Source organism: Streptomyces sp. NPDC014864 (assembly GCF_043081525.1).
In the GTDB taxonomy this organism is placed as follows: domain Bacteria; phylum Actinomycetota; class Actinomycetes; order Streptomycetales; family Streptomycetaceae; genus Streptomyces.
In genome coordinates, this window is record NZ_JBIBWT010000016.1 from 28,631 (window position 1) to 48,151 (window position 19,521).

The window sequence follows — 19,521 nt, forward strand, 5'->3', positions numbered from 1 at the left end:
CCCCGGGTCAGCGCACCCGTCCGCGCGGCTTCAGCGGCACGGGTGGCAGCGCGGGGGCCGGCAGCGGGGCCCCCTCGTAGCCCTTCACCTCGCCGAAGCGGGTGCCCGTCGTCCAGTCCGCGCGGGCCTGCTCGATCTCCTGCTGGGTGCGGCCGATGAAGTTCCAGAACATGATCAGCTCCTCCTCGAACGGCTCACCGCCCAGGAGCATCAGCCCGGCGTCGGACTCGGCGCGCAGGGGGAGTTCCGTGCGGCCGCAGCCGAGGTAGAGCATGGAGCCGGGAAGGACCGGCACACCGTCGACGTGGGCCTCGCCCGACATGGCCAGCACGGCGTACTCGAAGCCGGGCTCCAGCGGCAGGTGTACGTCCGTGCCGCGCGCGAGGTCCAGGTCGGCGCCGACGATCGGCGTGTACGTGGTGCCGGGCGAGGCCGCGCCGTCGAGTGTGCCGAGGATCAGCGTGGCCTTCAGGCCCGGCGCCGTGACGGTCGGCAGGTCGGCGTGGTGCTCGAAGCGCGGGTCGGTGCCGCGGTGGCTGTCGGGCAGGGCGACCCAGAGCTGGGCGCCGTGCAGGAAGCGCGCGTGCGACCTCGGGCTCTCCTCCGAGTGGCTGATCGCCCGGCCGGAGGTCATCAGGCCCAGCTCGCCGGGGCGGATCAGCTGCTTGCTGCCGGTCGAGTCCCGGTGCAGCACCTCGCCCTCGTGCAGCCAGCTCACCGTCTGCAGGCCCATGTGCGGGTGCGGGGGCACCTGCATACCGGGTTCGTCGGCGATGTCGTCGGGGCCGTAGTGATCGACGAAGCACCAGGCGCCCACCATCCGGCGGCCCAGGTTCGGCAGCAGCCGCCGGACCTCGGTGGACTCGCCGAGCCTGACGCGCCGTGGACTGAGGAGCTCGCGCACCGGCTCCGCCACCACGAAACCACGGCCGCCGCACATGGCGGGCACCGCCTCGCGATCAAGGTTGCTCATGCCGCCCAACCTAGCCCCGCCCGAGCCGTTCCGTCAGCGTGCCGCCCCGCCCGCGCGCGGGCCGCCCTAATCGTGGAATATTCAATCACCTGCTTCCGTTGCCGCGTCCGAAGGAGGTCACGAGTGGACACGACGTACTTCGGCCACGGAACGCCCGCGGAGCGCTGGGAGCGCGCGCAGTTCTTCTACGCGGCACGGGACTACGCGGCGGCGGCGCGTGTGCTGGGCGGGCTGGTCGAGGAGGTACCGGAGCAGACCGGGCCCCGGCTGCTGCTGGCCCGGGCCTACTACCACTCGGCCCAACTGCGCCGCGCCGAGAACGAGTTGCGTCTCATCGTCGAGCATGACCCCGTGGAGCACTACGCCCGCCTGATGCTGGGCCGCACCCTCCAGCGCCAGGGACGTCACGACGAGGCCCGGACGCACCTGCGCGTCGCCGCGGCGCTCGCGGGCGACTTCGGCGACGGGTGAGTCCGCGTCCTCCTCCGGCGTGGGCGTGCCGGACCGCGCCGCTTCACCGCGGTGGCCCGTTCGCACGCCCCGGGCGGGCCCCCGTGTCATGCTGGCCCGATGGCATCTCCCCATGGGCGTACGCCCCTTGCCGAGCGGGTCGAGGAACTCCTCGCCGTCGGCGGCCCGTTGCCAGTCGTCGCGGCCGGTGATCCGGTGCTGCGGCGCGGCACCGTGCCGTTCGACGGCCAGTTGGATCCCGCGTTGCTGGCCCGGTTCGTGGAGGCGCTGCGCGTCACCATGCGCGCGGCGCCGGGGGTGGGCCTGGCCGCTCCGCAGGTCGGTGTGCCGCTGCGGATCGCGGTCGTGGAGGACCCCGCACCGGTGCCGGAGGAGGTGCGGCGGGCGCGGGGGCGGGTGCCGCAGCCGTTCCGGGTGCTGGTCAATCCGTCGTACGAGCCGGTCGGCGCGGCCCGGGCCGCGTTCTTCGAGGGGTGTCTGAGCGTGCCGGGCTGGCAGGCGGTGGTGGCCCGGCACGCGGAGGTGCGGCTGCGGGCCCGGGACGAGCACGGGCAGGCGGTGGACGAGGTGTTCGCCGGATGGCCCGCGCGCATCGTGCAGCACGAGACGGACCATCTCGACGGCGTCCTCTATCTCGACCGGGCCGAACCGCGCTCGCTCTCCTCGAACGAGGCGATGGCGCGGCACTGGGCCCAGCCGACCCCCGAGGAGGCCGCGCGGGCCCTCGGCTTCGAGCTGCCGCAGCACCCGTAGGCCCCGGTACGGCTCAACTCCCGTACGCCGCAGCCCGGTACAGCTCGACCTCCGTACGCCTCAGCCCCGATACGCCTCCAGCAGCCGCAGCCACACCTCGCTGATGGTCGGGTACGACGGAACCGCGTGCCACAGGCGGTCGACGGGGACCTCCCCGGCGACGGCGACGGACGCCGAGTGGATCAGTTCGCCGACGCCGGGGCCGACGAGGGTGAGGCCGCGCAGGATCTCCGTGTCGAGGTCGACGACCATGCGGGCCCGGCCGCGGTAGCCCTCGCCGTACAGGCTCGCTCCGGCGACCGACGAGAGGTCCACGTCGACGGCGCGGACGCGGTGCCCGGCCCGTTCCGCCTCGGCCAGCGAAAGGCCCACGGCCGCCGCCTCCGGATCGGTGAAGACGACCTGCGGGACGGCCCGGTGGTCGGCGGTGGCGGCGTGGGCGCCCCACGGGTCCGTCTCCAGGACGGGCACGCCCGCGGCGCGGGCGGCGATGGCGGCGCCCGCGATCCGGGCCTGGTACTTGCCCTGGTGGGTGAGAAGGGCGCGGTGGTTGACGTCTCCGACGGCGTACAGCCAGTCGCTGCCGGGGACCCGGAGGGTGTCGTCGACGGACAGCCAGGAGCCCGGTTCGAGGCCGACGGTGTCCAGGCCGATGTCGTCGGTGCGCGGGGCGCGCCCGGTGGCGAAGAGGATCTCGTCGGCCTCGATGCGGTCTCCGGCGCCGGTGACGGCCACCACGGTGCCGTTCTCCCGGCTCACCGACTCCACCGACGTGCCGGTGCGCACCTCGGCGCCGGCCGCGGTGAGCGCCTCGGCCACCAGTTCGCCGGCGAAGGGCTCCATGCGGGACAGCAGCCCCTTGCCCCGCACCAGGAGGGTGACCCGCGAGCCGAGGGCCTGCCAGACGGTGGCCATCTCGGTGGCGACCACGCCGCCGCCCACGACGATCAGCCGGCCCGGTGCCGCCTTGGCGCTGGTGGCCTCGCGGCTCGTCCACGGCTCGACGCCCTCGAGGCCCGCAAGCCCGGGCAGCCGGGCGCGGCTGCCGGTGCACACGGCGACGGCGTGCCGGGCGGTCAGCACCGTGCGCGCGCCGTCGGGGCCGGTGACCGTGACCGTGCGGGGGCCGTCGAGGCGTCCGTGCCCCCGGTGGAGGTCGGCGCCGATGCCGTCCAGCCAAGCGACCTGGCCGTCGTCGTGCCAGTGGGAGGCGTACTCGTCCCGGCGGGCGAGGACCGCGGCCGTGTCGAGGGGACCCCGCACCGCCTGGCTCAGGCCCGGCAGGCGGCGGGCGTCGGCCCGCGCGATGACCGGGCGCAGCAGGGCCTTGCTGGGCATGCAGGCCCAGTACGAGCACTCGCCGCCGACCAGCTCGCTCTCCACGACCGCGGTGGACAGACCGGCCGCGCGGGTGCGGTCGGCCACGTTCTCCCCCACGGGCCCGGCACCGAGCACCACGACGTCGTACGCGATGGATTCCGTTTCCGTCATGGGGTCAGTCTGGTGGGTGGTGTGCGTGCGGGCCACACGGGTAGGGGCGCGGAATACCCGTAGGGTCGGCCGTGTTGTGCCGACGGCTTCACCCCACACCAGGAAGAGAGAACAGGTCATGAGCAGCACCGTGGAGCTCACCAAGGAGAACTTCGACCAGACGGTCACGGAGAACGAGTTCGTTCTCATCGACTTCTGGGCGTCGTGGTGCGGGCCGTGCCGTCAGTTCGCCCCCGTCTACGAGAAGGCGGCCGAGGAGAACCCGGACCTGGTGTTCGGCAAGGTCGACACCGAGGCGCAGCCGGAGCTGGCGGCGGCCTTCGGGATCCAGTCCATTCCCACACTGATGATCGTCCGCGACCAGGTGGCCGTGTTCGCACAGCCCGGCGCGCTGCCGGAGGCCGCCCTGACGGACGTGATCGGCCAGGCCCGGAATCTGGACATGGACGAGGTCCGCAAGGCGGTCGCCGCGCAGCAGGCGCAGACGGAGCAGGACGGCGAGTAGCGGCCGTACGGCGTCAGCTGGACTCGCGCGCCACGACCGTCGCGCCCAGCACCCTGCGTCTCTGGGGCGGGGTGGCCGGGTCGCGTACGGCGCGGTCGACCAGTTCGGCGAGGTCTCGGCCGGAGGGCAGCTCGATGTGGACGGTGCTCAGCCGCGGCCGCAGCAGGCGGCCGAGCAACAGGTCGTCGGCGCCGACGACGGCCGCGTCCTCGGGGATGCGGACGCCCTCGTCCTGCAGGGCGCGCATCAGGAGCATGGCGTACTCGTCGTTGAAGGCGAAGACCGCGTCGAGGCCGAGCCCCCGCCAGCGGGCGGCCAGCCGGGCGGCGGACTGCTCCTGGTAGGCCAGCGGCAGCTCGGTCACGGTGCCGTCGGTGCCGTCGAGGGCGCGCCGCACGCCGGCCAGGCGGGGCCGGGAGAATACCTCCAGCCCACGTTCCTCGGGCACGACCACACCGATCCGGCGCCGGCCGCGGGCGTGCAGGTGGACGCCCGCGCAGTGGCCGACGGCCTCGTGGTCCATGAGCAGGGCGTGGGCGCCCTCGACGGACTCGGTGCCGAGCGTGACCACGGCGCGGGCGCCGGCACGTCTGAGCACCGCGACGCCCTCAGGGCCGAGGCCGGAGCCGGGCACCAGCACGGCGGCCGGTCTCAGCTCGGCCCAGGCCCGGGCGGCCTCGTCGCCGTGCGGGCCGAGGGTGCCGTGCTGCACGACGGTGTAGTCGAGGCGGCCGAGCGCCCACTGGAGCTCGTCGATGAACCTGCTGTAGAGGGGTCCGGCCGGAGTGGTCGGCGCGGGCATCAGCACCATGCGGCTGTGTCCGGCGCGCAGGCTGCGGGCGGCGGCGTGGGGCACGTACCCGAGTTCCCTGGCGGCCTCGTGGACCCGGCGGCGCGTCGGTTCGCTGATCCTTACGGCGCTGCTGTTGTTCAGGACGTAGGAGACGGTCGCGCGGGAGACTCCGGCCAGGCGCGCCACGTCGGCGCTCGTGGGCGGCGAGGGCACGGGCGGTTCCGGTATCTGCACCATGACGTACCGCATCCTGGCAGAAGCCGTCAGGAGCGCTCGGGGCGGGGCGAGCGGGAGACGCCGCGGGGCCTGCCGCCCCGCCCACACCCGCGGGTCCTCAGGTGTCCTGCCGGGGCGTCTCCGTGCAGGTCACGCGCGCGACCAGGTCCCGCCAGCCGGCCTGCAGCCGCTCCATGGGGACCTGGCACTGCCGGGTCAGGTGGTGGACGAGGACCGGGTCGAGGTACCCCATCAGGGAGTGCGCGAGCAGTTCGCTGTCCCCGTCCGGCACCGCCTGCCGCAGCAGCATGGCCACGTGGGCGTACTGGACCCGGCGGGCCGGCACCAGGTAACGGCGGTCGGGAACGGGTTCCGCCGCCAGTTGCAGCTCCAGTTCGCCGGCGGTTCGGCGCAGGGCGGCGCAGCCGAACGCGCGCAGCCGCTCTACAGGCGGGGCGCCGGGGCCGAGCGGGGGCGGCCCACCGAGGAGGGCGGCCTGGAACTTCTTCTCGGAGTGGTCCAGCAGCGCCCGCAGCAGACCCGTACGGTCGCCGAAGCGGCGGAAGACCGTCCCCTTGCCCACCTGGGCGGCCGCGGCGACCGCCTCCATCGTGACGCCGGCCGCGCCGTGCTCCGCCACCAGGCGGGCGGCGGCGTCCAGCAGCCGGGCGCGGTTGCGCGCGGCGTCGGCACGCAGGCACGGCTCGTCCACACCGGTGCCGAGCTGGAGCAGGACCGGGTTGTCTAGAGGCTCCTGTGGTCTGGGGAAGGGCGGCAGAGCGCTGGACATGAAGACAGCGTAAAGCACGGGAATGAAACTGGACCCCGGTCCGGTTGGCCTGGTAGACATTAAACGGACCTCGGTCCGGATCGTTACCGCAGTGTTGAACCCTCCCTTGGAGTCCCCCATGTCTGTTCGTATCCTCGCGCTCGTCGGCAGCCTTCGCGCCGGTTCGCACAACCGTCAGCTCGCCGAGGCCGCCGTCAAGCTCGCACCCGCGGGTGCCGAGGTCGAGCTGTTCGAGGGCCTGGCCGACGTTCCGTTCTACAACGAGGACGTCGACGTCGAGGGCGGCGTGCCCGCCGCGGCCGCCCGGCTGCGCGCGGCCGCCCGGTCCGCCGACGCCTTCCTCTTCTTCTCGCCCGAGTACAACGGCACCATCCCGGCCGTGCTGAAGAACGCCATCGACTGGCTGTCCCGCCCGTACGGCGCCGGCGCCTTCGGCGGCAAGCCCGTCGCCGTGGTCGGCACCGCCTTCGGCCAGTACGGCGGTGTCTGGGCCCAGGACGACACCCGCAAGGCCGTGGGCATCGCCGGCGGCAAGGTGATCGAGGACCTGAAGCTGTCCATCCCCGGTTCCCTGACCCGCTTCGCCGAGACCCACCCGGTCGACGACGCCGAGGTCGCCGCGCAGCTGACCGAGGTCGTCGCCCGCCTGCACGGCACGGTCGGCGCGGCAGCCTGAGCCTGGGCCGGGCCTGAGCCTCGGCTGGGCCTGAGGCGACACACCCCGAAGGGGCCGGAGCATTCACCGCTCCGGCCCCTCAGTGCTGGGGCCCCGCCGTGCTGGGGCTCCGCCGTGCGGGCGCCCTGCCGTGCCGGGGCTCTTCCCATCCCGGGGCGCTCCTGCGCCGGGGCTCGCCGGGGCCGGGGCCCCGGCAGCGCTCGGGCCCGGCAGCGCGAGGGCCCGGCGGCACGAGGGCCCGGCGGCACGAGGGCTCGGCGGCACGAGGGCGGGGTACACGGATCGCGTCCATCGCCGTACGGGACACCGTGTCCCGCACCCGGAGCAGGAGCACCCATGACCCAGGTCCCGCCCCCGTTCGACCCCGAGCTCGCCGCCGCCCTGGAGCCGTGCGAGGACCTGCTGCGCTCGGACTTCACCCCGGACGACATCGCGGACGCCCGCAGGGGCCCGGCCGTCGAGTTGGCGGACGCGCTGGACCTGACCATGGACGGCGCCTTCGAGGTGGAGGACCGGACGGTGCCCGGCCCCCGGGACGCGCCCGACGTCTCCCTGCTGGTCTGCCGCCCGACCGGACCGGCGGACGACACCCCGCGGCCGGTGATCTACCACATCCACGGCGGCGGCATGGTCCTCGGCACCAACCGACTCGGGGTGAACACGGCCCTGGACTGGGCCCGGGAACTCGGCGCGGTGGTGGTGTCGGTGGAGTACCGGCTCGCGCCGGAGCACCCGCATCCCGCGCCCGTCGAGGACGTCCACGCCGGGCTGCTGTGGACGGCGGAGCACTCCGAGGAACTGGGCGGCGACCCCGAGCGGATCGTCCTCGTCGGAGCCAGCGCGGGCGGTGGCCTGGCCGCCGCGCTGGCGCTGCTGCTCAGGGACCGCGGGGGCCCGCGCCCGGCCGGGCAGATGCTGCTGTACCCGATGCTCGACGACCGCAACGACAGCCCCTCCGCCCATCAGATGGAGGGCGTCTCCCCCTGGGACCGCGCGGCCAACGAGACCGGCTGGACGGCACTGCTCGGCGAGCGGCGCGGTGGGCCGGACGTGTCCCCCTACGCCGCGCCCGCCCGCGCCGAGGACCTGTCGGGCCTTCCCCCCGCCTTCCTCGACGTCGGATCCGCCGAGACCTTCCGCGACGAGGTCGTCGCCTACGCCTCCCGCATCTGGCAGGCCGGCGGTGTGGCCGAACTCCACGTCTGGCCCGGCGGCTTCCACGGCTTCGACGGTTTCGCCCCCCAGGCGGCCGTGTCCCGGTCCGCGCAGGCCGCGCACCTGGACTGGCTGCGCAGACTGCTCGCGCGGTGACCGGCCGCCGCCCGGACCGCCGTCACCGGAGCCGAGCCGGTCCGGCGCCGGGCGAGGCGTTTCTCCGGCCTCCCCCGGCAAGGTGGGCCGGCGAAGCGCCCGCAGGAGCCGTTCCGCTGCGCCCTCCCGGACGTTACCGTTCAGTAGACCGACGTTCCCGGAGGTGTCCCGCATGACGCTCGACCGTGCGCCCGGCCTGGCCGCGACCGCCCATGCCCTCGCCGCCGGGGAGGTGTCGTCCCGCGCGCTCGTCGCCGAGACGCTGTCCCGGATCGAGGCGGCGCAGGGTTCCCTGAACGCCTTCCGCATCGTGCGGGCCGAGGCCGCGCTCGCCGAGGCGGAGGCGGCGGACCGGGAGCTGTCCGCCGGGGTGCGGCGGCCGCTGCTCGGCGTCCCGGTGGCCGTGAAGGACGACATGGACGTGGCGGGCGAGCCCACCGCGTTCGGCTGCCAGGGTGAGTTCCCACCGGTTCCGGAGGACGGCGAGGCGGTACGGCGGCTGCGCGCGGCCGGTGCCGTGATCGTCGGCAAGACCAACACCTGCGAGTTCGGGCAGTGGCCCTTCACCGAGGGGCCCGCCTTCGGCGACACCCGCAACCCGTGGGCCACAGACCGCACCCCGGGCGGCTCGTCCGGCGGTTCGGCGGCCGCGGTCGCCGCCGGGCTGGTGCCGGCCGCCCTCGGCTCGGACGGCGCCGGCTCGGTGCGGATCCCGGCCGCCTGGACGCACCTGGTCGGCATCAAGCCGCAGCGCGGCCGCGTCTCGACCTGGCCGCGCGGCGAGTCCTTCCACGGCATCACGGTCAACGGCACGCTGGCGCGCACCGTGGCCGACGCCGCGCTGCTGCTGGACGCGGCGAGCGGCAACCACCCGCGGGACCCGCACCGCCCCCTGCCTCTGGAGGTCTCGGCGGCGCTGGGCCGTGACCCCGGCCGGCTGCGCATCGCGCTCTCCCTCAAGCCGCCGTTCACCGCCGTCTCGGCACGGCTCGACGCGGAGGTGCGTGCCCGGGTCGTGGCCCTCGCGGACCGGCTGGCGGCCTCGGGGCATCTGGTGGAGGAGGCCGACCCGCCGTACGGGCAGATCGGGCTGACCTTCGTGCCGCGCGCCACCGCCGGGATCGCCGAACGGGTGCGGGAGGCACCGGACCCCCGGCTGCTGGACCGCCGCACCCACGGCGCCGCCCGGCTGGGCCGGCTGCTGGGTGGGGTCCCGCTACGGGCGGCCCGGCGCGCCGAGGCCGTCATGCACCGCCGTATCGGGGCGTTCTTCGAGGCGTACGACGTGGTGCTCGCGCCGACGACGGCCGGTCCCCCGCCCCGGATCGGCGCGATGCGGGACCTCGGGGGGCTGGCCACCGACCGCGCGATGATCGCCGTCTGCCCCTACGCCTGGCCGTGGAACGTCCTGGGCTGGCCCGGCGTGAACGTGCCCGCGGGCTTCGTCGCCGGCGGGCTCCCGGTCGGCGCCCAGCTCCTCGGCCCGGCGAACAGCGAACCGCTGCTGGTGTCGCTGGCCGCGCAGTTGGAGGCGGAGCTGCGCTGGCACGAGCGGTGGCCGGCCGAGCGGACCGTCACGGACTCCGCCACCCCGTGAGCGGGTTGTCAGCCCGTACGCTGTGACCATGCGCGATGCGTCGATGGTGGGGCTGATGGGGCGGGTCACCGGAACGGTCGGGCCCGGGCTGGTCGGTGAGGTGATCGTCCGCGTGCGCGGCGGGGCCGAGCACTTCCTCGCCTACCCGGCGGGGACGGACCGCCTCGAGCGGGGGACGGTTGTGATGGTGGTGGAGTACCTGCCCCCGCGAACCGTCTACGTCACGGCGGCATACGACAGTTGAGCCCGGTCCTTCGCAGGTGAGGACCGTTCGCGTCAAGATTGCAACAAGGATCCGCCGGCGTCTTCACCCCGGCCTCGCGCAGGAGCACACTCCCCTTCGTTCGGTGCCGAAAGGGCACCATGCAAAGGGGGCGTATGCCGATGGTTGTCGGCGTCGTTGCGGGGGCGGTCGTCGTTGCCGTTCTCGTGCTGATCGGTCTGTTCAAGATGATGTGGCGGGTGGCCGAGCCGAACGAGGCGCTCATCATCTCCGGTTCGAATCACCGGACCGAGGGTCTCGAGGAGGGCATGGGCTTCCGCATCGTCACCGGGCGCGGCACGCTGGTGCTGCCCGGCGTGCAGGCGGTGCGCAAGCTCTCGCTGGATCTGAACGAGACCGAACTGCAGGTGGACTGCGTGACCCACCAGGGCATCCCGCTCAAGGTGCGGGGCGTGGTCATCTTCAAGGTGGGCGACGACTTCGTGTCGATCGCCAACGCGGCCCGGCGTTTCCTGGACCAGCAGAGGCTGATGTCGGAGCGGGTGCACAACGTCTTCGCCGGTCATCTGCGCTCCATAGTGGGCGGGTTGACGGTCGAGGACATGATCCGCGACCGGGAGAAGCTCACCGGGCAGACCCGGGCGGCCTGCGGCACGGAGATGGAGAAGCTCGGCCTGATCGTCGACTCGCTGCAGATCCACGAGATCGAGGACCCGACCGGCTACATCCAGAACCTGGCGATGCCGCACGCGGCGGCCGTCCAGCGGGACGCGCGCATCGCGCAGGCGGAGGCGAATCGTCTCGCCACGGAGGCGGAGCAGCAGTCGTTCGCGCGGATGGCCGAGGCCACCCGGGACAGCGAGATCCTGCAGGCCGGTTACCAGGCCGAGCGGGACAAGGCGGGGGCGAAGGCCCGGCAGGCGGGTCCGCTCGCCGACGCCGCGGCCCGGCAGGAGGTCGTCGTCCAGGAGACGCGGGTCGCCGAGCTGGAGGCGCACCGGCGCGAGCAGCAACTCCAGGCGGACGTGCGCAAGCCGGCGGACGCCAAGGCCTACGAGAAGCGCACGCTGGCCGAGGCCGAGCGCGACGCGCGGATCTCGGCGGCACAGGCCAAGGCCAAGGAGACGGAGCTCGCGGCGGCGGCCGAGGCGACCCGGGTGAAGACGGCCGCGGGCGCCGAGGCCGAGGCCACCAAGACCCGGGGCGCGGCCACCGCGGCGGCGACCCGGGCCACCGGTGAGGCCGAGGCGGCGTCGGCGCAGGCGAAGGGCCTGGCGGAGGCCGAGGCGACCAAGGCCAAGGGTCTGGCGGAGGCGGAGGCCATCAAGGCGCGGGCGGCCGCCCTGGCCGAGAACCAGGAGGCCGTCGTCGCCCAGCAACTCGCCGAGAACTGGCCGGAGATCGTGCAGGCCGGCGCGTCGGCCTTCGGCAATGTCGACAACATGGTGCTGCTCAACGGCGCCGACGGCATGGCCGAGTTGTTCGCCAAGGCGCTCACCATGGGCGGCACCGGGCTGGGCCTGGCCCGGCAGCTGCTGTCGTCGATGAACCAGAACGGACAGGGTGCGAACGGCACTTCGACGTCGCTGAACGGAGCGGTGCCGCCGGCCCAGAGAGTGCCGGTGGAGCACGACGGGAACTGAGGCTCGTCCGGAACGGTCGGGAGCCCCCGCCTCGGCGCGGGCTCCCGGCCGTCGTCACGTCGCGAGCAGGCTCACGCCCAGGACGACCAGGACCACCACCTTGGCCGTCTCCAGGGCCACATAGGCGAGGTGGCCGCGCGAGCGGGGCAGGTCCTCGCCCGCGAGGACCCGGTCGGACCGGCGGTTCAGGCGCGGGCGGACCACGGCCAGCTGGCCGAGCAGCACCAGGGCCACCGCGCCGGTCAGTCCGGTGATCCCGGCCGGTGCGCCGCCCGCGGCGACCGCGGCGATCACGGCGACGGCGAGGGCGGCCTCCACGAGGTTCAGCGCCCGGAAGACCAGCCGGCCGATGCCCAGCCCGATGGGGATCGTCACGCCCGGGGCGCGGAACTTCAGCGGCGCCTCCAGGAAGGAGATCGCCAGCACCATGCCGAGCCAGACGAAGGTGACCGCGCTCGCCACGGCGGCCGGGGTGGTGTTCATCGGGGTGCTGCCTTTCTGCCGGGGCGCGGCCCGCGGCCGGTGTGCGTCATGCGGCGGTGGCCTCGGCCAGGTGGGCCAGGCAGGAGTCGGGGGCGGCGAACGGTTCGAGGCCGCTCGCGGTCAGCGGGGCCCGCAGCCCGGTCAGGGCGCCCTGCATCAGCCCCAGATGCAGGGGGCACACCAACTGACCGTATTCCTCGGCCAGTTCGAGGAAGGGGCAGTGGCGCAGCCGGATCCGGCGCGGCGGCCCGCCGTCGTCGTCCTGCTCCGCGACGGGCGCGAAGCCCAGGTCGTCCAGCAGGGCGACCAGCCGCGCGGCCGATCCCTCGGGCGTCGGTTGCTCGAAGGGCGGCAGCGGATCGACGAGGAAGCGGCCCCAGGCCCGGCCCGCCTCCGTCGCGCTCTCCCGCGCCCCGGGGCCCTCGGCGGCCAGCCGGCTGAGCAGCATCTGCGCCAGCAGACGGTAGCCGCGCGTCCCGCCGCGGTCCATGCCGGGCCGCGGGGCGTACACGGTACGAGGGCGACCGCGCCCCGAGGGCTCCTCCACCCGCCGCTGGACCAGGCCGTCGGCCACCAGGGCGTCGAGGTGGAAGCGCACGGTGTTGGGATGGACGCCGATCCGCTCGGCCGTCTCGGCGACCCCGAGCGGCGCCGGGGCGGCCCGCAGCACGTCCAGCACCTCGCGCCGACGGGGACTCTCCTGCGTGGTGGCCACGCGCGCTCACCCTTCCTGCCTTCGCCGCGCCCGCGGCGATTTTTTACGAATACTACATGTAATAATGAGGCGCCGGATCACAAGCAGAGGGGACGACGGGAATGCAGGGCACACAGGGATCACGGGGAACGCCATGACGCCGCCCACCGAGTCGACCGTCCCGGCCGTCCCGGTCGGACCTGCCGTACCGGTGGCCCCTGCCGTGACGGACCCGCGCGTCCTGTGCGACGCCCGGGTGCCGGCCGACGCCGGACCGGACCCCTCGGGGGTGCTGTGGAAGCTCACGGAGGCCGGACGCCAACTCGACGCCAATCTGGTCCGGTTGAGCCCGGGCTCCCGTATCGCCCCGCACGCCGAGCCGGATCTGGACGTGCTGCTCCTCGTCGTCTCCGGTGACGGCGTGCTCGGCGCGGGCGCCACCGAGGAGCCGCGCCCCCTGACCGAGGGCGCCGTGGTGTGGCTGCCGCACGGCTCCACCCGCGCCCTCACCGCGGGCGCGGAGGGACTGGCCTATCTGACGGTGCACAGGCGCCGACCGGGAATGCGGATCCGCCCGTACAGCGGGGGCTCCGCACGCTGAGCAGCCGACGCCCCCGTACGTACGGCAGTTGACGTCACGGCCCGCCCGCGGCGCTCGCGGGCGCACGCTCTAGGGTGCCCCCGTGACTGCGTTTACCGATGAGAGCGCCCCCGGCCGCCACGGCCCCTACGCCACCACCGAGGCCGACCCCCGGGATGTCGGCCGGGTGCGGACCGAGTACTCGCCCGACCACGACGGCGACCCGGACCCCGGGGAGATCGTGTGGACCTGGGTGCCCTTCGAGGAGAACGACGGGCGGGGCAAGGACCGGCCGGTGCTGGTCGTGGCCCGCGAACCTGCCGGAACGTTTCTCGCCGTCCAGCTGTCCAGCAAGCGGCACGACGGCGACCGGGAGTGGGTCCCCATGGGCAGCGGCCCGTGGGACCGGACCGGACGTGACTCCTGGGTGGACGTCGACCGCGTACTGCGCCTGCACGAGCAGGGCATGCGCCGCGAGGCGTGCGCGCTGGACCGGATGCGGTTCAACTCCGTCGTGCACCGCCTGCGGGAGCGGTACGGCTGGAACTGACGCGCCCGTCCCGCCGCACGCCGCCGAGCCGGCCCTTCCGGCAGGTTCAGCCCCCGAGCCGCGGCTCGGGGAACGTCCGCGCGAACGCGGCGCGCACCACGCTCCCCGGCGTGCGGTCCAGCACCCCGAACACCACGTGCTCGAAGGTGCCCGCGAACCGCCCGCCGGGCCCGAGCAGCCCGCGGAAGGCACCCGCCACCCGCGCCGGGTCGTTCCGGAACACTCCGCAGCCCCAGGCCCCGAGGACCAGTCGCCGATAGCCCTGCGCGGCCGCCGTCTCCAGCACCCGCTCGGCGCGGACGGCGAGCGCGCGCGGCAACTCGGCGGCCCGCTCGGGCGCCGTCCGCAGCACGACCCCGGCGTTGGGCGCCGCGGCGGTCAGGAAACCGGCGACGCGGGGCTCGTCGAGCAGGCGTCCGGCGTCGTCACGGAAGACGGGGACGCCGGGCGAGTGGATGACCCGGTCCGAGTAGAACGGGTCGCGGTGGGCGCGGTGGTGGTCGTAGAACTCGGGGGCCCGCAGCAGGCAGGTGTACAGCGCGGAGGCGCGGCACAGGGCCTCCTCCTGGGCCTGGGCGCCGTTGAGGTAGCCGCCGCCGGGGTTGCGGGCCGAGGCGAAGTTGAGCACGGCCACCGGTCCGGTGAGCCGGCGCGCGGCCTCCAGGCTGCTCTCCCCCGTGACCTCGACGAACGTCTCACCGGCCGGGGCGGACGGCACCGCGACCGGCTCCGGGCCGAACATTCGGGTGCCGTCCCGGGCGGCCTCGATCGCCGCCGCGAGGGAGACTTCTCGTCCGTCGGCGGTGCGGTAGGCGCCCGCCTCCACGATGCTCTCCGTCTGCCGCGCGACGCCGCGCAGGCGCGCGCTCATGGCGCCACCCCCGTGGGCGCCATGCCCGCGGCCTGCGCGGTCTCCCCCGTCGTGCTCATGAACGCATCGTGAGCGATCCTGGACATGCGGTGCAACCAAGTTTTTCCGGTGCAGGGTGCGTCCGGAGCGCACGACGGAGAGGAAGGGGTCGTCAGAGGTTCGTCATGATCTGCCCCCTTGTGCGGATCGACGCGAGCGTCTTGGGTAGACGGAGCATGCCGGTCGGGACCACGGGATCAAGGCCGGCGACGTCGTGGAATCTCAGGAGGATCCCGACATGTCCGATGCGGAAAGCGGCTGTACGGAGCCCCGTACCGCCGTCACCGAGGCCGAGGTCGAGGCGCTGGTCCACGGCATCTGCTTCAAGACCGGACCGCCCCGCACCCTCGGGGTCGAAGTGGAATGGTTCATTCACGAGCTGCGGACGCCGCAGCTCCCCCTCGCACCCGAACGACTCGCAGCCGTCTACACCGCACTGCGAACCCTGCCCCTGCGGTCGGCGCTCACCGTCGAGCCCGGCGGCCAGCTGGAGCTGAGCTCGCCGCCCGCCGCCTCGCTGATGGAGTGCATAGGCACCGTCTCCACCGACCTCGACGCCGTGCGCGCCGTGCTCGACGCCGACGGACTCCGCCTCGTCGGCATCGGCCACGACCCCTGGCACCCGCCCCGGCGGTTCCTGCGCGAGAAGCGCTACGACGCCATGGAGACCGTGCTGGACCGGACCGGCCCGGCCGGCCGGCACATGATGTGCGCCTCGGCCTCCGTCCAGGTGTGCCTGGACGCCGGGCACGAGGAGCCCGGGCCGCTCGGCCACGGGCGGCGCTGGTGGCTGGCGCACCAGCTCGGCGCGATCCTGGTCGCCGCGTTCGCCAACTCCCCGCTCGTCGGGCGGGAGCCCACGGGCTGGCTGTCCACCCGGCAGCTGCTGTGGCTGGAGATAGGCGCCGGCCGTGCGGGCGCCCCACCGCTGGACGGCGACCCGCGCGCCGCGTGGGCCCGGCACGTGCTGGACGCGCCGGTGATGTGCGTACGGCGCGAGGACGGGCCCTGGGACGTGCCCGACGGCCTGACCTTCCGGGAGTGGACCCGGGGAGGGGCCTCGCGGCCACCGACCCGGGACGATCTCGACTACCACCTGACCACCCTGTTCCCGCCGGTCAGACCGCGCGGTCATCTCGAGTTCCGCATGATCGACGCGCAGCCCGGCGACGACGGGTGGATCGTGCCGCTGGCGGTCACGGCGGCGCTCTTCGACGACCCGCAGGCGGCGGAGACCGCGTACCGGGCGGTGAAGCCGCTCGCCGAGCGCGCCCTGTCGCTGCCCGCGCCGCACAATCCGCTGTGGATCGAGGCGGCCCGCTCGGGGCTCGCCGACCCGGACCTGTACGAGGCGGCCGTGATCTGCTTCGCCGCGGCGATCGAGGCCCTGCCGAGGCTCGGCGCGACCTCCGAGGTGACGGACGCCGTCGCCGCTTACCACGACCGCTATGTCCGCAAGGGCCGCTGCCCGGCCGACGATCTGCTCGAACGGCTGCGCGGACCGGAGCCCTCCCCGTCCCGGCTCCGCCCGGCCGGTCCGACCGGGAAGAACCCCACCGCCCACGGGAAGGACATCCGCACATGACCGCCCCCGTACCCGACACCGGGACCGGCACCGAGGCCGACGCCGGTCTTCTGCGCGAGCGGGCGCTGTCCTCGCTCGTCACGGCCCGCGACCGCACCACGCTCCTGACCGGCTGCGTCGAGGACCCCGACCTCACCGCCCAGCACTCCCCGCTGATGTCCCCGCTGGTGTGGGACCTCGCGCACATCGGCAACCAGGAGGAGCTGTGGCTGCTGCGCACCGTCGCCGGGCGGGAGGCGATACGCCCCGAGATAGACGGCCTGTACGACGCCTTCGAGCATCCGCGCGCCGAACGGCCCTCGCTGCCGCTGCTGCCGCCCGACGAGGCACGGGCCTACGCGGCCGAGGTGCGCGGCCGGGTGCTGGACCTGCTGGAGAGCACCGCCTTCCACGGGACCCGGCTGACCGAGGCGGGCTTCGCCTTCGGGATGATCGCGCAGCACGAACAGCAGCACGACGAGACGATGCTGATCACCCATCAGCTGCGTAAGGGCCCGCAGGCCCTGACCGCCCCGGACCCGGACCCCGCGCCCCTGTTCACCGGACCGGCCGAAGTCCTCGTCCCCGGCGGACCGTTCACCATGGGCACCTCGACCGAGCCCTGGGCGCTGGACAACGAACGTCCCGCGCATGCGCGGGACGTGCCGGCGTTCTGGATCGACACCACCCCGGTGACCAACGCCGCCTACCTGGCGTTCGTCGAGGACGGCGGCTACGACGACCCCCGCTGGTGGGCGTCCGAGGGCTGGGACCACATCCGGCGGCACGGGATCCACGCCCCCCTCTTCTGGCGCCGCGACGGCGGGCAGTGGCTGCGCCGCCGCTTCGGCGTCACCGAGGTGGTGCCGCCCGACGAGCCGGTCCTGCACGTGTGCTGGTACGAGGCCGACGCCTACGCCCGCTGGGCCGGACGCCGGCTGCCCACCGAGGCCGAGTGGGAGAAGGCGGCCCGGTACGACCCGGCGACCGGCCGCTCGACGCGCTACCCGTGGGGCGACGCCGACCCCGCCCCGGAGCACGCCAACCTCGGCCAGCGCCACCTGCGCCCGGCTCCGGCCGGCAGCTACCCCGCCGGTGAATCCCCCCTGGGCATACGCCAGTTGATCGGCGACGTATGGGAGTGGACGGCGAGCGACTTCCTGCCGTACCCGGGCTTCGCCGCGTTCCCGTACAAGGAGTACTCGGAGGTCTTCTTCGGGTCCGAGCACAAGGTGCTGCGCGGGGGTTCGTTCGCCGTGGACCCGGTGGCCTGCCGGGGCACGTTCCGCAACTGGGACTATCCGATCCGGCGGCAGATCTTCTCCGGATTCCGCACCGCCCGCTCCGGAGCCGCCTGATGTGCCGTCACATCGCCTATCTGGGGCCCGAGGAGCCGCTCGGCCGACTCCTCGTGGAACCCCCGCACGGCCTGTACCGCCAGTCGTGGGCGCCGCGGGGCCAGCGGTACGGAACCGTCAACGCCGACGGCTTCGGCATCGGCTGGTACGCCGAGGGGGACCCGGTGCCGGCCCGCTACCGCCGGGCCGGACCCATCTGGGCGGACCAGTCCTTCACCGACCTGGCCAGGGTCGTACGCACCACCGCGCTGCTCGCGGCGGTGCGCGACGCGACCCTGCCGGGCGCGGACGGGGAGGCCGCGGCGGCGCCGTTCGCCGCGGACCGCTGGCTGTTCAGCCACAACGGCGCGGTGACCGGCTGGCCGGGCTCGCTCGCCGCGGTGTCCCGGACCCTGCCGCCGCTGAACATGCTGGCGCTCGAGGCCCGTACCGACTCCGCCCTGGTGTGGGCGCTGGTACTGGCCCGGCTGCGCGGCGGCGACCCGGGCGAGCCGCAGGGACGTGACGGACGCCGGACCGAGGCGGGCCAGGCACTCGCCGACACCGTCCTGGAGGTCGCCGCCGCGGCCCCCAGGTCCCGGCTCAACCTGCTGCTCACCGACGGCGAGACGATCGTCGCCACCGCCTGGGGCGACGCCCTGTGGTACCTGGCCGAGCCCGGCCGACGCACCGTCGTGGCCTCCGAGCCCTACGACGACGACCCGCACTGGCGGGAGGCCCCCGACCGGACGCTGCTCGCCGCGAGCCGCACGGACATCCTGCTCACCCCGCTCAAGGACCCCACCGAGGACCCGGCATCCGCACCACCAGAGGAGCCCCGTACGTGAGTCCGTTCCATGTCACCCGCACCCTGCCCGAGGACGCCATGGCGGCCGCCCTGCGCGCCGACGTCCAGCACGGCCTGACCTCCGACCCCAAGTGGCTGCCGCCCAAGTGGTTCTACGACGCGCGCGGCAGCGACCTGTTCGAGCAGATCACGGAACTGCCCGAGTACTACCCGACCCGCGCCGAGCGCGAGATCCTCGTCGCCCGCGCGGGCGAGATCGCCACCGCGCTGCCCGCCCGCACCCTGATCGAACTGGGATCCGGCTCGTCGGAGAAGACCCGGTACCTGATCGACGCGCTCACCGGCCTGCGCACCTACGTTCCCGTGGACGTCAGCGACAGCGCGCTCACCCAGGCCGGGCAGGCACTGGTCGCCGAGCGCCCGGAGCTCAACGTGCACGCGCTGATCGCCGACTTCACCGCCGGGCTGACCCTGCCGGACACACCGGGCCCGCGGCTGCTGGCGTTCCTCGGCGGCACGATCGGCAATCTGCTGCCCGCCGAGCGGGCCGGGTTCCTCACCGGGGTGCGCGCCCTGCTCTCCCCCGGGGACGCCCTGCTGCTCGGCACCGACCTGGTCAAGGACGAGCAGGTCCTGGTCCAGGCGTACGACGACGCGGCCGGGGTGACCGCCGCGTTCAACAAGAACGTCCTGTCCGTCGTCAACCGCGAACTCGGCGCCGACTTCGAACCGGACACCTTCGACCACGTCGCCCGTTGGAACTCCGAGCGGGAGTGGATCGAGATGCGGCTGCGCAGCCGTACCGCCCAGACCGTGAAGGTGCCCGCACTGGGGCTCGCCGTCGACTTCGCGGCGGGCGAGGAGATGCGCACCGAGGTGTCGGCGAAGTTCCGCCGGGAGGGCGTGCGTACGGAACTCGCGGCGGCCGGGCTGGAACTGGCGCACTGGTGGACGGACGAGGAGGGCCGCTTCGCGCTGTCGCTGAGTGTGGCGGGGTGAGGTGTCCTGGGCCCGAGGGGGTTCGATACCTCAGGCCCCGCTCCCGGGTCGGCTGCTGAGCGGGCGCCGGACCTCGGGGAATCGTTTCCCCGAGGTCCGGCGCCCACCGCGCGCGGGCGCGACCGGGCGCACGGGCCACCGCCCGCCCACCTCG

General features: G+C 74.2%; 21 protein-coding genes. 14 read left to right on the plus strand and 7 right to left on the minus strand.

Annotation, left to right across the window (positions count from 1 at the left end):
* Nucleotides 1–7: 7 nt before the first annotated feature.
* On the minus strand, nucleotides 8–973 hold the full coding sequence (locus ACF1A5_RS25830) for a pirin family protein (RefSeq protein WP_392195252.1): 966 nt from the start codon (nucleotides 971–973) through the stop codon (nucleotides 8–10).
* Between the two features lie 123 nt (nucleotides 974–1,096).
* Here ACF1A5_RS25830 and ACF1A5_RS25835 point away from each other — a divergent pair, with 123 nt between their 5' ends.
* A complete protein-coding gene (locus tag ACF1A5_RS25835) occupies nucleotides 1,097–1,444 on the plus strand; it encodes a tetratricopeptide repeat protein (protein ID WP_392195253.1) in 348 nt (115 codons plus the stop codon).
* Nucleotides 1,445–1,543: 99 nt separating this feature from the next.
* Nucleotides 1,544–2,197 carry a peptide deformylase gene (locus ACF1A5_RS25840; protein ID WP_392195254.1) on the plus strand — a complete coding sequence of 218 codons (654 nt, stop codon included), beginning with the start codon at nucleotides 1,544–1,546 and terminating at the stop codon, nucleotides 2,195–2,197.
* Between the two features lie 60 nt (nucleotides 2,198–2,257).
* Here the strand turns inward: ACF1A5_RS25840 and ACF1A5_RS25845 are convergent, their stop codons facing one another.
* Nucleotides 2,258–3,688 carry a dihydrolipoyl dehydrogenase family protein gene (locus tag ACF1A5_RS25845; protein ID WP_392195255.1) on the minus strand — a complete coding sequence of 477 codons (1,431 nt, stop codon included), beginning with the start codon at nucleotides 3,686–3,688 and terminating at the stop codon, nucleotides 2,258–2,260.
* A 118-nt stretch (nucleotides 3,689–3,806) separates the two neighbouring features.
* On the opposite strand from ACF1A5_RS25845, the gene trxA reads away from it, so the two are divergent.
* Entirely contained in the window at nucleotides 3,807–4,193 is a 387-nt protein-coding gene (trxA, locus tag ACF1A5_RS25850; protein ID WP_392195256.1) for a thioredoxin, read from the plus strand.
* 13 nt (nucleotides 4,194–4,206) lie between these two features.
* Here trxA and ACF1A5_RS25855 read toward each other — a convergent pair whose 3' ends face one another.
* The gene (locus ACF1A5_RS25855; protein WP_392195257.1) at nucleotides 4,207–5,235 is read right to left on the minus strand and encodes a LacI family DNA-binding transcriptional regulator; all 1,029 of its coding nucleotides are present in this window, start codon (nucleotides 5,233–5,235) and stop codon (nucleotides 4,207–4,209) included.
* A gap of 85 nt (nucleotides 5,236–5,320) precedes the next feature.
* A complete protein-coding gene (locus tag ACF1A5_RS25860; RefSeq protein ID WP_392195258.1) occupies nucleotides 5,321–5,992 on the minus strand; it encodes a TetR/AcrR family transcriptional regulator in 672 nt (223 codons plus the stop codon).
* 118 nt (nucleotides 5,993–6,110) lie between these two features.
* Here ACF1A5_RS25860 and ACF1A5_RS25865 point away from each other — a divergent pair, with 118 nt between their 5' ends.
* The 5 genes from ACF1A5_RS25865 to ACF1A5_RS25885 all read left to right on the plus strand — a co-directional run bounded on the left by ACF1A5_RS25865 (nucleotide 6,111) and on the right by ACF1A5_RS25885 (nucleotide 11,442).
* Nucleotides 6,111–6,668 (plus strand): NAD(P)H-dependent oxidoreductase, encoded by a 558-nt coding sequence (locus ACF1A5_RS25865; protein ID WP_392195259.1) that lies wholly within the window; start codon nucleotides 6,111–6,113, stop codon nucleotides 6,666–6,668.
* Nucleotides 6,669–7,004: 336 nt separating this feature from the next.
* Nucleotides 7,005–7,979, plus strand: a complete 975-nt coding sequence (locus ACF1A5_RS25870; protein ID WP_392195260.1) for an alpha/beta hydrolase — start codon at nucleotides 7,005–7,007, stop codon at nucleotides 7,977–7,979.
* A 172-nt stretch (nucleotides 7,980–8,151) separates the two neighbouring features.
* A complete protein-coding gene (locus tag ACF1A5_RS25875) occupies nucleotides 8,152–9,576 on the plus strand; it encodes an amidase (RefSeq protein WP_392195261.1) in 1,425 nt (474 codons plus the stop codon).
* 28 nt (nucleotides 9,577–9,604) lie between these two features.
* The gene (locus ACF1A5_RS25880) at nucleotides 9,605–9,820 is read left to right on the plus strand and encodes a hypothetical protein (protein ID WP_392195262.1); all 216 of its coding nucleotides are present in this window, start codon (nucleotides 9,605–9,607) and stop codon (nucleotides 9,818–9,820) included.
* A gap of 134 nt (nucleotides 9,821–9,954) precedes the next feature.
* Complete coding sequence (locus ACF1A5_RS25885) at nucleotides 9,955–11,442, plus strand: SPFH domain-containing protein (protein WP_392195263.1); 1,488 nt, start codon at nucleotides 9,955–9,957, stop codon at nucleotides 11,440–11,442.
* A gap of 54 nt (nucleotides 11,443–11,496) precedes the next feature.
* Here the strand turns inward: ACF1A5_RS25885 and ACF1A5_RS25890 are convergent, their stop codons facing one another.
* Together ACF1A5_RS25890 and ACF1A5_RS25895 are read right to left on the minus strand one after the other, a co-directional pair.
* Nucleotides 11,497–11,925 (minus strand): hypothetical protein, encoded by a 429-nt coding sequence (locus tag ACF1A5_RS25890; RefSeq protein WP_392195264.1) that lies wholly within the window; start codon nucleotides 11,923–11,925, stop codon nucleotides 11,497–11,499.
* Nucleotides 11,926–11,971: 46 nt separating this feature from the next.
* Nucleotides 11,972–12,640, minus strand: a complete 669-nt coding sequence (locus ACF1A5_RS25895) for a helix-turn-helix transcriptional regulator (protein WP_392195265.1) — start codon at nucleotides 12,638–12,640, stop codon at nucleotides 11,972–11,974.
* Nucleotides 12,641–12,773: 133 nt separating this feature from the next.
* On the opposite strand from ACF1A5_RS25895, the gene ACF1A5_RS25900 reads away from it, so the two are divergent.
* Together ACF1A5_RS25900 and ACF1A5_RS25905 are read left to right on the plus strand one after the other, a co-directional pair.
* The gene (locus ACF1A5_RS25900; RefSeq protein WP_392195266.1) at nucleotides 12,774–13,220 is read left to right on the plus strand and encodes a cupin domain-containing protein; all 447 of its coding nucleotides are present in this window, start codon (nucleotides 12,774–12,776) and stop codon (nucleotides 13,218–13,220) included.
* Between the two features lie 82 nt (nucleotides 13,221–13,302).
* On the plus strand, nucleotides 13,303–13,749 hold the full coding sequence (locus tag ACF1A5_RS25905) for a type II toxin-antitoxin system PemK/MazF family toxin (protein ID WP_392195267.1): 447 nt from the start codon (nucleotides 13,303–13,305) through the stop codon (nucleotides 13,747–13,749).
* Between the two features lie 46 nt (nucleotides 13,750–13,795).
* On the opposite strand, the gene ACF1A5_RS25910 is transcribed toward ACF1A5_RS25905, so the two are convergent.
* A complete protein-coding gene (locus tag ACF1A5_RS25910; protein WP_392195268.1) occupies nucleotides 13,796–14,620 on the minus strand; it encodes a TIGR02452 family protein in 825 nt (274 codons plus the stop codon).
* 277 nt (nucleotides 14,621–14,897) lie between these two features.
* Here ACF1A5_RS25910 and egtA point away from each other — a divergent pair, with 277 nt between their 5' ends.
* Genes egtA through egtD form a run of 4 tightly spaced genes read left to right on the plus strand, consistent with a single transcriptional unit; the run spans nucleotide 14,898 to nucleotide 19,367 of the window.
* Nucleotides 14,898–16,244, plus strand: coding sequence for an ergothioneine biosynthesis glutamate--cysteine ligase EgtA (gene egtA / locus ACF1A5_RS25915; protein WP_392195269.1), 1,347 nt, complete (start codon nucleotides 14,898–14,900; stop codon nucleotides 16,242–16,244).
* Nucleotides 16,241–17,581, plus strand: a complete 1,341-nt coding sequence (gene egtB, locus ACF1A5_RS25920; protein ID WP_392195270.1) for an ergothioneine biosynthesis protein EgtB — start codon at nucleotides 16,241–16,243, stop codon at nucleotides 17,579–17,581. Before egtA ends, egtB begins: the two co-directional genes overlap by 4 nt.
* The gene (gene egtC, locus ACF1A5_RS25925; protein ID WP_392195271.1) at nucleotides 17,581–18,408 is read left to right on the plus strand and encodes an ergothioneine biosynthesis protein EgtC; all 828 of its coding nucleotides are present in this window, start codon (nucleotides 17,581–17,583) and stop codon (nucleotides 18,406–18,408) included. Before egtB ends, egtC begins: the two co-directional genes overlap by 1 nt.
* Nucleotides 18,405–19,367, plus strand: coding sequence for an L-histidine N(alpha)-methyltransferase (egtD, locus tag ACF1A5_RS25930; RefSeq protein ID WP_392195272.1), 963 nt, complete (start codon nucleotides 18,405–18,407; stop codon nucleotides 19,365–19,367). Before egtC ends, egtD begins: the two co-directional genes overlap by 4 nt.
* The last annotated feature ends 154 nt before the right edge of the window (nucleotides 19,368–19,521 follow it).